The organism is Novosphingobium sediminicola, assembly GCF_014196525.1.
Lineage (GTDB): Bacteria > Pseudomonadota > Alphaproteobacteria > Sphingomonadales > Sphingomonadaceae > Novosphingobium > Novosphingobium sediminicola.
In genome coordinates this window covers 1-14,076 of record NZ_JACIDX010000034.1, presented here as the reverse complement: position 1 = coordinate 14,076, position 14,076 = coordinate 1, and the positions used below count along the sequence as shown (strand labels likewise).

Genomic DNA, 14,076 nt, shown 5'->3' with positions numbered 1-14,076 from the left:
ATGCTGCTGATAGGTGATTTCCGGCTTCAGGAACGGCGGATCGGTGATCACGTCATTGCACAAGGTGATCGACAGGTCGATGAAATGGCGGGTCATGCGGTTTTGCCTCCCAGAGTTTCTGCGAACCAGTCGGCGATATAATCGCGGCCATAGGCCATATTGTCCGCGCCGACATGTTCTACGCCGCCTTCACGCGCGGTAAAGATTTTCAGCTCACGCCGGGGGCTGTTGACCAATTGATCGTAGCAATCATGGGCATAGGAAACGCTGATCTGTCGATCATCGGAGCCATGCGTGACGAGGAAGGGCACGCGAACCCCGCCCATATGGCCGTTCAAATTCATCGCGTCGGACTTTTCGAGGAATTCCTCCATCGTTTCCGCGCCGAACGCCCACATCACATGCGCCCAGTAATGGGGCACCGGGTTTTCGCCCTCGCGCTTCATCCGCTTGTCCTGCACCTCGCGCCAGTTGTGGTTCGCGCCCCAGCAGGCGCCCGACGCAAAGCGCGGCTCATAGGCCACCGCGCGAGGCGCGAAATGGCCGCCCAGCGAGATGCCGGTCATGCCGATGCGCTTGGGATCAACATCGGGCTGGGTCTCCAGCCAGTCCACCGCCTTGCTCGCCCAATTCTCGCTATGCGGATCGACGGGCAGGTTCTGCAGGCGCAGCGCCTCGCCGCTGCCGGGCTGATCGACGCAGAGCGTGGAAATGCCCCGCTGCGCCAGCGCTTCGGGCAGGCGGCTCCAGTAGAGCAGCTCCTTGCAGCTATCGAGACCGTTGCAATAGACCACCACCGGGCGCGGGCCTTCGCCTTGGCCGCGGGTGTAGAGCGCAGGCATCGTGCCGGAGGCCAAAGGAATTTCGACCCGCTCGCGATTGATGCTGCCCAACGCGGTGGACTTTTCAAACGCATTCAGCGCCTTCGCATAAGTTTCCGCCCGGCCCGGCGCGCCATGGCCCTGCATCCGCTCGGCCACCATCAGGTAAAGCGAGGCGCGCTCCAGCTTGGCGCTGGCCGAAAAGCCGCGCCCGCGTGCCTCATCCTCGGCGGCCAGTTCCACCAGCTTGTCGCCCATCGCGGCCCATTGCTTCATGAAGGCCGGGGTTCCGGCATCGCCGCCGCCGGCCGCTGCATCAATGATGGGCTGGCACATATCGACGATCTCGCCGATCTGCCCGCCGCTTTCCAAGGCGATGGCGACCGACAGGTTCCAGATATAGTTGGGGAAGGGAGAATAAAGCGCCACGATGGGGGTTCCGTTCAGAAATAAGGATGCGGGTTGACTGTCTTGGTCTGGATCGGTTGCAAGACGTCCCAATGCTCGACGATCCGGCCATTCTTCAGCCGGTAGAAATCGGCCACCGTGCCGCCTTCACCTTCCGGCCCCGTGCGGCCATGCAGGTGGATCACCGCCTGATCCCCGTCGACCAGAATGCGCTTGATGACAAAGCGTGATCCGGGGCGGGTGAACATCGGTTCCAGAGCGGCGATGGCTGCGTCGCGGCCATCGGCGATGCCGGGGTTATGCTGGATGTAATCGGGGGCGACATGATCCATGAACGCCCCGCGTACATCGCGCAGATCGTAAAACTTATGCGCGAAATCGGCCATGATGGCGCGGTTGCGCGCGGTCGTGGTGTGAGGGCGCGCCTGCACGGCAACAGGCGCCAAAGCGAGGGCCAAGGCCAGCAAGGCGCGCCCGCGCATTATACGTCCACCGCCACGAACAGGCCTGCGTTTTCATGCGGATGCGGCATGGTCTGCGGCCCGCCGACGCCAATGCCCCACTGGTCCATGACCATCGGCGCGGGCGCGTAAACGGTGGCTTCGCGGGTCTCGAAGTCCACTTCTTCCAGCTCGGCGGTATATTCGGTGACGAAGCCGCCCGGCGTGACGAAATAGCTGAACGTGTTGTCGCCCGCCGTATGACGGCCCGGACCCCAGCGGATGTCAAAGCCCTTCTGCTTCAGGCGATGGCCGCCGCGCATCATGCCGTCGACGCCTTCCATGTCATAGGCGACATGGTTGAGGCAGGCCGGGCCGGGCAGGATAGCGAAACGGTGATGCGCATTGTTGCAGCGCAGGAAGCACATGAAATCGCCCAGCCAGTCCGAGACCTTGAAGCCCAGCACATCGCAGAACCACGCGACCAGCGCCTTGTGGTTGGGCGAATGCAGCACGATATGGCTGATCTTGACCGGGATGCCTTCCCAGCGTTCGATTTCGCGCTTGTCTCCGCGTGCGACTTCGGCGCTGATTTCCATCTGAAGCCCATCGGGGCTGAAGAAGCGGAAGCCATAGCCGCCGCCCGGCGTGGTCAGCGCGCGCGGGGCGTGGACGATCTGGCCGCCTGCGGCCTCGACCTTGGCGGCAAGGGCATCGACATCGGCGCGCGTGTCGGCCGACAGGGCGATGACGTCGACGCGGTTTTCCTCTGCGGCGCGCAGGCGGACCACGTGATGCTCGTCATGGCCCTGCGCCTTGAACCACGCCATGCCATCGTCGGACGCCACACGTTCCAGACCCCAGACATCGGTGTAATAGGCGGCCTCGGCGTCCAGATCGGTGACGCCATAGCCCACATAGCGGATTTCGGTAACTCGGCTCATTGGTTGTTCCTTAGATCAGATGGGCTGCGAGACGACGGCGAACATTTCCTGCGTCGCCTTGGCATTATCGACGGGCGGGCCTTTGCCGATCTGGCCGTGACAGATCTCAAGGCTCTTCTCGACGATGAAGCGGCAGCGTTCAAAACGGCGGTTACGGAAGGCGGCGAAGGCTTCTGCCGGACCGGCGGCCTTGGCGATTTCGTCGGCCAGCACGATGCTGTCCTCAATCGCCATGCCTGCGCCCTGGCCCAGATGCGGGGTGGTGGCATGGACGGCATCGCCGATCAGCACGACGCGACCCTTGTGCCAGTCGCCATAGAGCATCATGCCTTCGAGCGGGCGATAGACCACGCCTTCGTCATCGGTGATCTGCTCGGCCAAGGCCTGAATGGCGGGCGCGGTATTGGCCAACTTGCCGCGCATGACGGCGGCGATGCCTTCCTTGGGATACCACGGATTTTCCGGCTCGGGCGTGGTGGCGTACATATACATCAGCGTCTCGCTGATCGGCACAAGGCCAACGCCGGTCGGGCCGTTATAGACATGCAGCGCATCGAGATCGGCCGGGCGCGGGAAGTTATAGCGCCACACCGATTGGCCGGTGAACTGGGGCTTGGGCGCATCGGGCATGATGGTCGCGCGGGTCTGCGAATAGACGCCGTCGGCGCCGATCACGATGGCATAGGTGCCGGTACTGCCATCCGAAAAGGTGACGTTGACCGCATCGCCGGTGTCGTTGATCGTCTCGGCGGTGATGCCAAGGCGGATCTGCGCGCCCGCATCCTTGGCGGCATCGCCCAGCAGCTTGTGCAGCGCGGGGCGGCCGATGCCCATATTGGCGGGCAGGCCGGGGGCGACCGGATGGCCGGGAATGCGCGCGATCTTTTGGCCATGCGGCAGATAGATCTCCACCGCGTCAAAGCCCACGCCCGAGGCCAGATAGCCTTCGAGAATGCCCAGTTGCTGCGCGGCGGCCAGCACGTTCGATTGCTGGATGATGCCGACGCCGTAAACCGACCAGTTGGGGTCGCGTTCGATGACGGTGACGCTATGGCCCGCCTTGCACAGGGCAATCGCGCTGGTCAGGCCGCCGATGCCGCCGCCGATGACAAGAATGTCGAGATTGTTCATGGCCGCGCCTCATGCGCGGCGCCCGTGTTCTGGCGCATATGCTCTCCCCATGCGCCGCATGGGGCGCGTTGATGGGGATATTTACCCGTGTGCGGGCCAATCTGTAAAAGTCATTATCTGGATCAATTATCATAAAAAATATTCATGATGTGGACTGCGCCGCCAATCGCAATTGCTCACGCAGCCAGACCAGCCCCGCATCATCGCGCCGCGCCTCGTGAAACTGCGCCATTTCGCGCAGGCGAGGGAAGGGGAAGGGCATGGGCGCAAAGGCCAGATCGAATTGCGGCATCATCGCGCGCACAAGGCGCTTGTGCAAGACGGCCAGACGCATCGTGTTTTGCAGGAACCATGGCACCGAGGCAAAGGAGGCGACCTCGATATCGATCCGCCGCTGTCGCCCCATGCGGGCAAGCTGCGTATCGGCAAAGGTGGCCGCCCGCCGCGTGCCCAGCGCCACGCCGACATGGCCGGCGGCAAAGAATTCATCCGCGCTCAGCCCCGAGGCAAAGATCGGATTGCCGGCCCAGCCAACCACGACCTGCTCTTCTTCATAAAGAAATTCAGAGGGATGCCACGGCGCCAGCAATTGTTCGGGCGCGATCAGCAGGTCGATCTTGCCGCCTTCCAGATCGTCGGCATTGCGCTCGGTGGGCTGCATCACCTCCAACTGGATCTGCGGCGCTGCGGCCGTCACGCGCTGCGCCAGACCGACCAGCACCGCGACCATCACATAGTCCGAGGCGTTGATGCGGAAGCGGCGCGTTGAGGTGGCCGGATCGAAACCGGCGGGTGTGGCGATGGCCTGCTCGACGCTTTGCAGGCTGCGCTGGATCTGGGGGTACAGCGACTCGGCAAAGGGCGTGGGGTGCATCCTTTTGCCCACCTGCACCAGCAGCTCATCGCCGAAATAGGCGCGCAACCGGCGCAGCGAGGCGCTGGCGGCGGGCTGGGTCAGGCCGAGGCGTTCGGCGGTGCGGGTGACGCTGCGCGTTTCCATCAGGGCGGAGAAAACCACCAGCAGGTTCAGGTCGAGCTGTTTGAAGCGCATGGTATGCCGTTCCTCTGCTTATGGGAAAGGCGATAGATCAGAATCGATAATAATGAAAGCGGGGCGGACATACATGCCCGCCCCGCCATCGGAGAGATCAGAATTGCCGACCCATCAGAACTTCAGGCTGGCGCGCACGCCAAAGGTGCGCGGCGGCTGGAACTGATAGGTGTTCTTGCCTGCCACATAATTGCGCGCGCCATAGGCCAGCACCACCTTGTCGGTGAAGTTGCGGATGAAGGCGTCGATCTGCCAATTGCCCTTGGCGGGCTTGAAGTTGATCGAGGCATTGCCCGTCACATAGGAGCCCGAGCGGGTGTCGCTGTCATTGAACACATCGTAATAGAACGCGGCCGAATATTTGCCGTCGATGCGCGGGGTGAAGGTGCCGAAACTGGCCTCGATCGGGCGCTCTACGCCAAAGGTGGCGACGAAATCGGGCGCGTTGGGCAGGCGGTGGCCGCTGATGTCGCGGTTGTTGCCCGCGCCGTCCAGCACCGTGATGCCCTTGCCGAATTCGGTGTGCAGCAGCGCGATGTTGCTGTCGAGGCGGAAGCCATTGACCAGCGCGACGGTCTGCAGTTCGGCGCCCATGATCTTGGCCGAACCCACGTTGAAAATGCCCGAGCCGCCCGACAGCGCATCGGTGCTGCGCGAGGCCTGATAGCCGCGATAGTCGAAGTAGAAGGCCGCCGCGTTCACCTGCAGCTTGTTGCCGAAGAAGCGGTTCTTCGAGCCGATTTCCCACGCCGAGAGCTTTTCGGGCGCATAGGCCACCGAGGCCGCCGAGCCGTTCGAGTTGAACCCGCCCGCCTTATAGCCGGTGTCGAACTTGGCATAGAGCAGGCTGGTGGGCGTAACCTGATAGTCGACGCCGATGTGATAGGTGGGCTGGCTGGTGCTCATATTGCCGTTGCCCGGCGTGGTGAGAGTCAGGCCCGGCGCAAAGGGGCTGCCCAGCGCGGGCAGGAACAGCACGGCATTGCCGGTGCGGAATTTCGAATCCCACGTGTTGCGCGCGCCCAGCGTGATCTTGACCTGATCGTTCACACGATAGGCGACCTGACCAAACACGGCGTTCGATTTGGTGGCGATGTTGTAATCGAACTTGATGCCATAGACGCCCGGCTGACCCAGCGCCGAGAGCGGGCCGCCGGGGGCGAACAATCCGGTCATCTGCACATTGTACAGGCCCGAATTGATGAGATTGGTTTCCTTGAAGTTGAACCAGCCGAGCTGGAAGAACACGCGGCTGTTCGCATTGTTCGACAGGCGCACTTCATGGTTCCAGGTGGTGGGGTCTTCGCCCTGGATGAACTGGCGTACCGCCGGATAGATCGGGCCGGTGGCATCGGTGCGGCGGCGGAAGCTGCTCTTGTCATAGCCGCCCGAGTAGATCAGCGAGAGCCCGGCGGGCAGCGCGTCATAGACCGCTTCCCAACGCACGCGGTCGCCGGTCAGCTTGGTGGAGGAGGGGGCGGTGTTGGCAAAGCTCTTGGCATTGCCGAAATCGGGGCGCACGCCGATGGCCGAATCCATCGTCACATCGCCGACATTGTCGATCTCGTCATGCTGATACGAGGCCCACAGCTTCAGCCCGTCCACCGGCTTCCACGCGGCCTGAAAACGGCCCGAGCCCACCTTCTGATCGTCGCCGCGCAGCGCGGTGCCGTTATAGATCCCGGTCAGGTTGCGATAGCCGTCATGCGAATGATAGGTGCCCGAAGCGCGCACCTGAAACCGGTCGGAAACGGCAAGGTTCACGCCCGCATCGGCGTCGAACGCATTGTAATTGCCGGTGCCAAGGATGACATAGCCGCCGGTCTTGGCATTCGGACGGTTGGTGATGATCGAGACGAGGCCGCCGGTCGAGTTGCGCCCGTTGAGCGTGCCTTGCGGACCTTTGAGCACTTCGACGCGGGCCACGTCGTACATCGAGGATTGAATGTTGAACGAGCGGTTGGTGTAGAAACCATCGCGCGCAATCGGCACCGAGGGGTCGCCGGTTTCGGTCACGTCGGTGGACGCAATGCCGCGCACTGCGACATAGGCCGCGCCCGTGCTGGTGGTGATGTTCAGGCTGGCGTCGATGCTGGAGAGGGCCTGCATGTTCGACACGCCCTTGGCGGCCAGATCGGCGCCCGAATAGACGGTCAGCGCAATCGGCGTCTTTTGCGAGGTGGTTTCCACGCGGCTGGCGGTGACGACGATTTCGGAAAGGCCGCCGGTCTTGGGCGACTCGGGGGCCTGATCGGCGGCATAGGCGGGAACAGCGAAAAAGCTGACGGATGCGCAAAGCGCTGCGGCAAGACCGCGGTTCATGACAATTCTCCCAGATGGCCGAAAGGGCGTTCGGCATTTTTGCAAAATTAAAACTCTTGTTCTAGATAATGAGCGTTCCAATCCCCTGTCAATATGGTTCGCAGGGGGCACCGTTGCAGGTGGGCAACAGGTGGCGCGATCCGACCCTCTGAGCGCGGGGGTAGGGGGGGCGGGTCGAAGGCAGTTTTGCCCGGAAAACCAATAGAACGCGGTGATGCAACTCGGCGCAGAATGATTATTGCCGCATCTGCTCCGAAACCTCGCATTTGCGGCGATTTTGATGGCTTAGGTGCTTTTCTGCCACGAATCATTGATGGCGATATGGGCTGTTCCATAAATCATATTGATGCGCGCCGGGGTGGTTGCTGTCCCTGCCGGAGTCGCGTTGCTCTCCATCGGTTTTTTGCGCCCCGCGCCGTGTCGATGCGGCGGACGATCTTGACAAGAGGTTGCGCTCCGCTTTACCGTTCAGAACAAGAGTTCTAATTAAAGCCTGCGGCAGCCCCATGCCAAGCCGCAATCGGGAGAGAGTCTTGAGCGTCCAATCCATCGCCCCGCGAAAGGCGGGTGCTGCGCAGGGCATAACACTGGTCACGGTGGCCTTTTTGCCTATCGTGGCCATCGTTTCGATGTTTCCGGCTGTGCCCGCGATCATCGAACATTTCGCCGCGCGTGATCCTGCCGCCATCGCCAAGGTTCCCGCGATGGTCTCCGCGCCGGGGCTGACGATTGCTTTGCTGGCGCTGTTCGCGGGCCTGCTCGTGGACCGTTTCGGGCGGCGCAAGCTGCTGCTCGTGTCCACCGCGCTTTACGGCTTTGTGGGCGTGGCGCCGTTCTTCCTAGATTCGATTGACCAGATCTATGTCTCGCGCCTTGCCCTTGGCGTGGCCGAGGCGGCGATCCTGACCACGCTCAATACGCTGGTGGGCGATTATTGGGATGAAAAGGACCGCCGCTTCTGGCTGACCATTCAGGGGCTGGCCGGGCCGTTTCTGGGCAGCGCGGTGATCTTTCTGTCGGGCTATCTGACGGCGGTGCAATGGAACGGGATCTTCCTCGTCTATACGGTCGGCTTCCCTGCTTTTCTTGCCAGCGCCTTCTTTCTCTATGAACCGGCCAGCGACGAGACGGCGCGCAAGATGCTGGGCATGGACGAGGGCGGCGAGCCTTTCCCGTGGCGCAATGTGCTGACCTATGCGGGCGTGACCCTGCTGGGCAGCGGGCTTTATTATGTGTTCATCATCAATGGCGGCATCGTGTGGCAGGAAATCGGCGTCAAGGATTCCGCCGCCATCGGCCGCATGACCAGCATCCCCAGCCTGTTCGTGATGGTGGGCGCGGGCGTGTTCTGGTTCACCGGCAAGATCGGGCCGCGCTGGCAATTGTCCACCTTCTTTGCGCTGCTGGGCGCGGGGCTGGTGACGATGGGGCTGATCCATGATTGGCGCGGGATGGTTGTGGGCATGGCCATTCAGCAGACCGGCGCGGGCATGGCCGTGCCCTGCCTTGTGGCCTGGGCGCAAAGCCATCTGCCCTTTGCCCATCGCGGGCGCGGCATGGGCATCTGGACCGCGTGTTTCTTCTTCGGCCAATTTTCCTCGCCGCTGCTGGTCAGCCTGCTGCGCGAGCATTTCGGCCATATGCAGGGCGCCTTTGTGGCGGCGGGGGTGTTTGGCCTCGTCTGCGCCATTCTGGTGCTGATCGTTGTTTCGGGGCGCGAAAAAGCCCCCACCGGAGCGTAAAATCATGACATCGAAGATCAAGCGGGGCGTCAGCCTCTACAGCTTTCAGGAAGAGATGTTCCTCGGCAAAATGACCGTCGAGGATTGCGTGGCCTTTGGCGCCAGCATCGGCGCGCCGGGCATCGAAATCCTGCCCGAACAGAATATGCCGACCTTCCCCAACATCAGTGACCGCCAAGTGGGCGAATGGCAGGACATGTTGGCCCGCCACGGCGCGCATTTCACCTGCTATGACATGTTCCTTGACACCAAGCGCCGCAAGGATCGCCTGATGACGGACGAGGAGCAGGTCGAAAGCATCCACCGCGACCTGATCCTGTGCAACCGTCTTGGCATCAGGAACATGCGCATCCTGATCTTCGTGCGCCCCGACATTCTCGAAAAATGCGTGCCGATGGCGGAAAAGCTGGACGTGCATATGGGCGTTGAGGTCCATGCGCCGTGGCATCTCGAACATGCGTGGATCCTGCGCACCATCGAGGTGGCCGACCGTCTGGGGACGAAGCACCTCGGCATCCTGCCCGACATGGGCATTTTCATGAAGCACTATCCGCCCGCCTTCCGCGCCCGTTTTGAACGGCAGGGCGCCCGCCCCGAAGTCACGCAATTCATCGTCGATCAACACGAACAGAAGGTGATGTGCGAATACACGATCTTTGAGGTCGCGGTGAAGATGCAGGGCAACAAGGTCGAGGTGGCCATGGCCGAAACATTGCGCCACGCCCCCTATGCCAACCCCAAGCGTATCGGCGATTACGCTCCTTATTTCCGCCATATTCAGGCCAAGTTCTATGAAATGAACGAGGATTGCACGGACCCTGCCATCGCCTATGACGAGGTGATCCCGGCGCTGGTCAAGGCGGGCTGGGAAGGCACTCTGTCGTCGGAATATGAAGGCAACCGCTGGATTCAGGACGTGCATGAGGTGGACAGCCGCGAACAGGTCCGCCGCCAGCATGTGATGTTCGAACGCCTGATCGCGCAAGCTGAAGCCGCATGAGGCGCGCGCTCGCCCTTGTCCCGTTGACGTTGGTTCTGGCGCCTGTGGCTCATGCTCAGATGCCCGGACCCAGCCGCGAGACGATCCCCGCCCCCGCGCAGCCGGGCGCCATCGCGTTGATCCCCGATGCGCCCGACCGAGAGGTCTGGCACCGCGACAACGGCCTGATTGCAGTGCGCAATGTCACGCGCCCGACGATCACGCCTTTCCTGCCCAAGGGCAAGGGGACCGGGGCGGCGGTGATCGTCGCGCCGGGCGGCGGCTTCCTTGGCCTGGCCATCGAAAAGGAAGGCTGGCAGATCGCCCGCTATTTCGCCGATCACGGCATTGCCGCCTTCGTGCTGAAATATCGCGTGCTGCCAACCCCTGCCTCGCAGGCTGAATTTGCCGACCAGTTGACCCGCGCGATCCGCGGCGAAAAGGTCGCCATGGCCAGCCCACCCGAGGATACCCCGCCCGAGGCGCTGGCCGATGGGCTGGCGGCCTTGCGCTATGTGCGCGGCCATGCGGGGCAATGGGGCGTGGACCCGGCGCGGATCGGCTTCATGGGCTTTTCCGCCGGCGGTTTCCTGACCCGCAGCGTGGTGGAGAATGCAGGCGCCGATATGCCCGCCTTTGTCGGCCCCATCTATCCCAATATGGCGGCGATGAAAGTGCCTGACAATGCCCCGCCGATGTTCGTGGCGATTGCGGCCGATGACTTCCTGCTGGCGCGGGCTGGCGGGCCGAAACTGATCGATTCCTATCGCGCGGCGGGCAAATCCGTCGAGTTCCATCTGTTTTCCTCCGGCGACCACGGCTTTGGCCCCGGCGCGCCGGGCACGCCCACCGAAGGCTGGCTGGACGTGATGCGCCGCTGGCTGCGCACGCGCGGCATCATCAAGGAATAAAACCATGTTTGACAAATACACGATTGACCCTGCCACCGTCGCCAACACCGGCCCGGCCGATGCGCCCACCGGTTTTTCCTTCACCACCAAGCTGGGCTATTATCGCGGCCTTGGCCTCTCGATGATCGAGGATCTGAAAGTCTCGATCGACGGCGAGGCGCTTCCCCGCGAGGCGATCACGTTTGACGAAGGCGAAGGTCCGCTGACGCTGGACGAGATGGAGACGGCCTTTGACCGCCGCTGGCCCTTTGGCGCGCCTGCGACGATCACCGTGGCGCTGCCCGGCGGCTTCCCCGCTGGCGAGCATAAGCTCTCGCTGCAACAGCGCCTGCGCATTTCCTATATGCCTTTCCCGTCGTTCAACAATGACGAGAAGGTGATCAGCCTGTGATCGACCGCAGGGCCATGCTGGGCGCGACTGTCGCCCTTTCCGCTGCTCCCATGGCCCTGCACGCCGCAGGCAAGGGCAAGCCTTTCAACCCCGCTTTCCCCAAGGGTTTCCTGTGGGGCGCGGCCACCGCCGCGCATCAGGTCGAGGGCAATAATACCTCTTCGGACGTGTGGTTTCTCGAACATGGGAAACCCAGCGTCTATGCCGAACCCTCGGGCGACGCGGCCAACAGCTTCCTGCTGTGGGAACAGGATCTCGATCTGGTCAAAAGCCTTGGGTTAAACACCTATCGCTTCAGCCTGGAATGGGCGCGGATCGAGCCGGAGCAGGGCCTGTTCTCCATCGCCATGCTCGACCATTACTTGGGCGTTATCGACGGCTGCCATGCGCGCGGCATCACGCCGGTCGTCACCTTCAACCATTTCACCACGCCGCGCTGGTTCGCCGCGCTGGGGGGCTGGCATGGCGATGATGCGCCCGCGCTCTTCGCCCGCTATTGCGACCGTGCGGCGCGCCATCTGGCGGGCGGGATCGCCTATGCCACCACGCTCAACGAACCCAACCTTTCGGGCAAGCTGGGCGAATTGCTGCCCGGCGATCTGCTGGGCGCGGATAAGGCGATGGTCGAGGCTGCCGCCAAGGCTTTGGGCGTTGCGCTCTATCAACCGGGCAATCCGCTCTACACCCCCGATGGCGCCCGCACGCAAAGGCATCTGCTCGAAGGCCACCGCCAAGGGCGCGCCGCGATCAAGGCGGTGCGCGGTGATCTGCCCGTCGGCGTCAGTCTGGCCATGCTGGACGAACAGGTCGCCCCCGGCCTGCCCAAGGGCGCGGTCAGCCTGCGCGATGCCAAGCGCGAGCATTTCTATGGCGAATGGCTGCGTCTGGCCAAAACGGATTGCGATTTCCTCGGTATCCAGAATTATGAGCGCAGCGTTTGGACCGACAAGGGCAAGCTGCCCAATCCGCCCGGCGCCGTGACGAACACGATGGGGGCGGAGGTCTATCCGCCATCCTTGGCGGGCGTGGCGCGCTACGCCCATGCGCAGACCAATCTGCCGATCATGGTGACCGAACATGGCGTGGGCAGCGAGCATGACGAGATCCGCGCCAATCTGATCCCCGCCGCGCTGACCGAGCTGAAAAAGGCGATGGATGATGGCGTGCCGGTGATCGGCTATTGCCATTGGAGCCTGATTGACAATTACGAATGGGTGTTTGGCTATCGCATCCGCTTTGGCCTGTGCGAACTGGACCGCGCCACCTTCAAGCGCACGCCCAAGCCCAGCGCCGGGGTGCTGGGCCGGATCGCGCGCGCTAATTCGGTTTAAATTTCCAGCGCCACCTTGCCCGCGATTTCGCGCGCGGCAAGGCGGCGCAGGATGGCCGGCCCCTCGCTCAGCGCAAAGACCTGCAAGGGCGGGGGCGGCATCGCCCCGCTGGCCAGCATGGCCAATACGTCCGCCATATTCGCCCGGTGCATCTCGAGCGCGCGTTTGGTAAAGGCCCCCCAGAACACGCCCATAATCGCCGCCGATTTGAGCAAGGGCAGATTGAGCGGGATGGCCGGAATCGTCCCGCTGGCAAAGCCGATCACCAGATGGCGTCCCTCCGGCGCGATGGCGCGAAAGGCGATCTCGCTCAAATCCCCGCCGACGGGGTCAAAGATCACATCATAGGGACCGGCGCCCCTGATCGCGTCCGGCGTATTGTCGATCAAGGTCTGCGCGCCCTGCTGCCGCGCCAATTCGCGCTTTTCCGCGCTGGAGGCCGCAGCCACCACTTGCGCGCCCATCGCCGCGCCCAGGGCCACCGCCGCAAGGCTCACTCCGCCGCCCGCGCCCAGCACCAGCATCCGTTCTCCCGGCATCAGCCTCGCGCGCTGGTGCAGGGCATGGATCGCAGTGCCATAGGTCATCAGCAGCGCGCTGCCCGTGGCGAAATCGACGGTATCGGGCAGGGCGACCAGATTGGCCGCATCGACCACCACCTGCTCGGCAAAGGCGCCCTGAACGGTCATTGCGCAGACCCGGTCGCCCACCTGCCAGCCCTGCACATCGGGGCCGACGGCGTTGATTACCCCCGCCACCTCGCTGCCCGGAATGAAGGGCGGCTCGGCCTTCACATGATAGCGCCCCTCGACCATCAGCGTGTCGGGGAAATTGACCCCCGCGGCCTGGACGGCGATCCGCACCTGTCCCGCCCCCGGTTCCGGCATCGGCCAGTCGCGCAGGCGCAGGGCCTCGGTCATATCGTCCGTTTCGAATGTACCAATTTTCTCGCAGACCAGCGCGCGCATGGGCATCTCTCCGGCATTGGCCGCATGGGGCCTTTATGCGGATCAGTCTATTCAAATATGCACCCATATGCAAATTTATAATAGACAGTGCGCCGATCATCGCGCATAGAGCGGATAAGGCGAGCTGCCGTGAAGATGGTGTGGCGGCATCGCCAGTGCAAGAGAAGGATGCATCAATGAGCGCGATCTATATCGTCAGCGGCACGCGCACGGCGATTGGCGATTTTGGCGGCGGGCTGAAAAGCTTCATGCCCTCCGAGCTGGCGGGCCTTGTTGCCGCCGAAGCGGTGCGCCGCGCGGGCGTGGCGGCGGGCGATGTCGGCCATGTTGTCTTTGGCCAGGTCGTGCCCAGCAGTTCCAAGGACGCCTATGTCGCTCGCGTGGCGGCGCTCAATGCGGGCATTCCGGTGGAAACACCCGCGCTGACGGTCAACCGCCTGTGCGGCTCGGGGCTGCAGGCGATCATTTCGGCCGCCCAGATGATGAAGCTGGGCGAGGCCGAAGTGACGGTGGCGGGCGGGGTGGAGAGCATGTCCAACGCCCCCTATCACGACCATGGCCAGCGCTGGGGCCGCAAGATGGGGGATGCCACGCTGGTCGATGCGATGGTGCAGGCGCTGACCGATCCGGTGGGCGG

Annotated in this window: 13 protein-coding genes; 6 read left to right on the top strand and 7 right to left on the bottom strand. The window is 63.2% G+C overall.

Features of this window, described 5'->3' with window-relative positions:
• Positions 1 to 92: 92 nt before the first annotated feature.
• From GGR38_RS23340 to GGR38_RS23315, 6 genes are all read right to left on the bottom strand, one after another.
• The gene (locus GGR38_RS23340) at positions 93 to 1,250 is read right to left on the bottom strand and encodes an alpha/beta fold hydrolase (protein WP_183629344.1); all 1,158 of its coding nucleotides are present in this window, start codon (positions 1,248 to 1,250) and stop codon (positions 93 to 95) included.
• A gap of 14 nt (positions 1,251 to 1,264) precedes the next feature.
• The gene (locus GGR38_RS23335) at positions 1,265 to 1,711 is read right to left on the bottom strand and encodes a nuclear transport factor 2 family protein (RefSeq protein ID WP_183629343.1); all 447 of its coding nucleotides are present in this window, start codon (positions 1,709 to 1,711) and stop codon (positions 1,265 to 1,267) included.
• Positions 1,711 to 2,613 (bottom strand): VOC family protein, encoded by a 903-nt coding sequence (locus GGR38_RS23330; RefSeq protein WP_183629342.1) that lies wholly within the window; start codon positions 2,611 to 2,613, stop codon positions 1,711 to 1,713. The genes GGR38_RS23335 and GGR38_RS23330 overlap by 1 nt, the downstream gene beginning before the upstream one ends.
• A gap of 15 nt (positions 2,614 to 2,628) precedes the next feature.
• A complete protein-coding gene (locus tag GGR38_RS23325; protein WP_183629341.1) occupies positions 2,629 to 3,744 on the bottom strand; it encodes an FAD-dependent oxidoreductase in 1,116 nt (371 codons plus the stop codon).
• 142 nt (positions 3,745 to 3,886) lie between these two features.
• Complete coding sequence (locus GGR38_RS23320) at positions 3,887 to 4,795, bottom strand: LysR family transcriptional regulator (protein WP_183629339.1); 909 nt, start codon at positions 4,793 to 4,795, stop codon at positions 3,887 to 3,889.
• Positions 4,796 to 4,909: 114 nt separating this feature from the next.
• Positions 4,910 to 7,117 carry a TonB-dependent receptor gene (locus GGR38_RS23315; RefSeq protein WP_183629337.1) on the bottom strand — a complete coding sequence of 736 codons (2,208 nt, stop codon included), beginning with the start codon at positions 7,115 to 7,117 and terminating at the stop codon, positions 4,910 to 4,912.
• A gap of 533 nt (positions 7,118 to 7,650) precedes the next feature.
• Between GGR38_RS23315 and GGR38_RS23310 the strand changes: the two genes are divergently transcribed.
• From GGR38_RS23310 to GGR38_RS23290, 5 genes are read left to right on the top strand one after another with little or no spacing between them, the layout of a single operon-like run.
• Positions 7,651 to 8,859 (top strand): MFS transporter, encoded by a 1,209-nt coding sequence (locus GGR38_RS23310; protein WP_246405243.1) that lies wholly within the window; start codon positions 7,651 to 7,653, stop codon positions 8,857 to 8,859.
• A 4-nt stretch (positions 8,860 to 8,863) separates the two neighbouring features.
• Positions 8,864 to 9,859, top strand: a complete 996-nt coding sequence (locus tag GGR38_RS23305) for a sugar phosphate isomerase/epimerase family protein (RefSeq protein WP_246405241.1) — start codon at positions 8,864 to 8,866, stop codon at positions 9,857 to 9,859.
• A gap of 59 nt (positions 9,860 to 9,918) precedes the next feature.
• Positions 9,919 to 10,749 carry an alpha/beta hydrolase gene (locus GGR38_RS23300; protein WP_246405240.1) on the top strand — a complete coding sequence of 277 codons (831 nt, stop codon included), beginning with the start codon at positions 9,919 to 9,921 and terminating at the stop codon, positions 10,747 to 10,749.
• A 4-nt stretch (positions 10,750 to 10,753) separates the two neighbouring features.
• Positions 10,754 to 11,140 (top strand): C-glycoside deglycosidase beta subunit domain-containing protein, encoded by a 387-nt coding sequence (locus GGR38_RS23295; protein ID WP_183629331.1) that lies wholly within the window; start codon positions 10,754 to 10,756, stop codon positions 11,138 to 11,140.
• Positions 11,137 to 12,471, top strand: coding sequence for a family 1 glycosylhydrolase (locus GGR38_RS23290; RefSeq protein ID WP_183629329.1), 1,335 nt, complete (start codon positions 11,137 to 11,139; stop codon positions 12,469 to 12,471). The genes GGR38_RS23295 and GGR38_RS23290 overlap by 4 nt, the downstream gene beginning before the upstream one ends.
• Here the strand turns inward: GGR38_RS23290 and GGR38_RS23285 are convergent.
• On the bottom strand, positions 12,468 to 13,439 hold the full coding sequence (locus GGR38_RS23285; RefSeq protein WP_183629327.1) for an NADPH:quinone oxidoreductase family protein: 972 nt from the start codon (positions 13,437 to 13,439) through the stop codon (positions 12,468 to 12,470). The two genes, GGR38_RS23290 and GGR38_RS23285, sit on opposite strands and share 4 nt — an antisense overlap.
• A gap of 176 nt (positions 13,440 to 13,615) precedes the next feature.
• Between GGR38_RS23285 and GGR38_RS23280 the strand changes: the two genes are divergently transcribed.
• The coding region (locus tag GGR38_RS23280; protein ID WP_281379499.1) for a thiolase family protein at positions 13,616 to 14,076 on the top strand (461 nt) is incomplete at its 3' end.

What these genes read in the sequence shown, in the direction of transcription:
- GGR38_RS23285 (WP_183629327.1), bottom strand. Translation starts at nt 13,439, where the DNA reads ATGCGCGCGCTGGTCTGCGAGAAAATTGGTACATTCGAAACGGACGAT.
- GGR38_RS23300 (WP_246405240.1), top strand. Translation starts at nt 9,919, where the DNA reads ATGCCCGGACCCAGCCGCGAGACGATCCCCGCCCCCGCGCAGCCGGGC.
- GGR38_RS23305 (WP_246405241.1), top strand. Translation starts at nt 8,864, where the DNA reads ATGACATCGAAGATCAAGCGGGGCGTCAGCCTCTACAGCTTTCAGGAA.
- GGR38_RS23315 (WP_183629337.1), bottom strand. Translation starts at nt 7,117, where the DNA reads ATGAACCGCGGTCTTGCCGCAGCGCTTTGCGCATCCGTCAGCTTTTTC.
- GGR38_RS23330 (WP_183629342.1), bottom strand. Translation starts at nt 2,613, where the DNA reads ATGAGCCGAGTTACCGAAATCCGCTATGTGGGCTATGGCGTCACCGAT.
- GGR38_RS23325 (WP_183629341.1), bottom strand. Translation starts at nt 3,744, where the DNA reads ATGAACAATCTCGACATTCTTGTCATCGGCGGCGGCATCGGCGGCCTG.
- GGR38_RS23295 (WP_183629331.1), top strand. Translation starts at nt 10,754, where the DNA reads ATGTTTGACAAATACACGATTGACCCTGCCACCGTCGCCAACACCGGC.
- GGR38_RS23320 (WP_183629339.1), bottom strand. Translation starts at nt 4,795, where the DNA reads ATGCGCTTCAAACAGCTCGACCTGAACCTGCTGGTGGTTTTCTCCGCC.
- GGR38_RS23335 (WP_183629343.1), bottom strand. Translation starts at nt 1,711, where the DNA reads ATGCGCGGGCGCGCCTTGCTGGCCTTGGCCCTCGCTTTGGCGCCTGTT.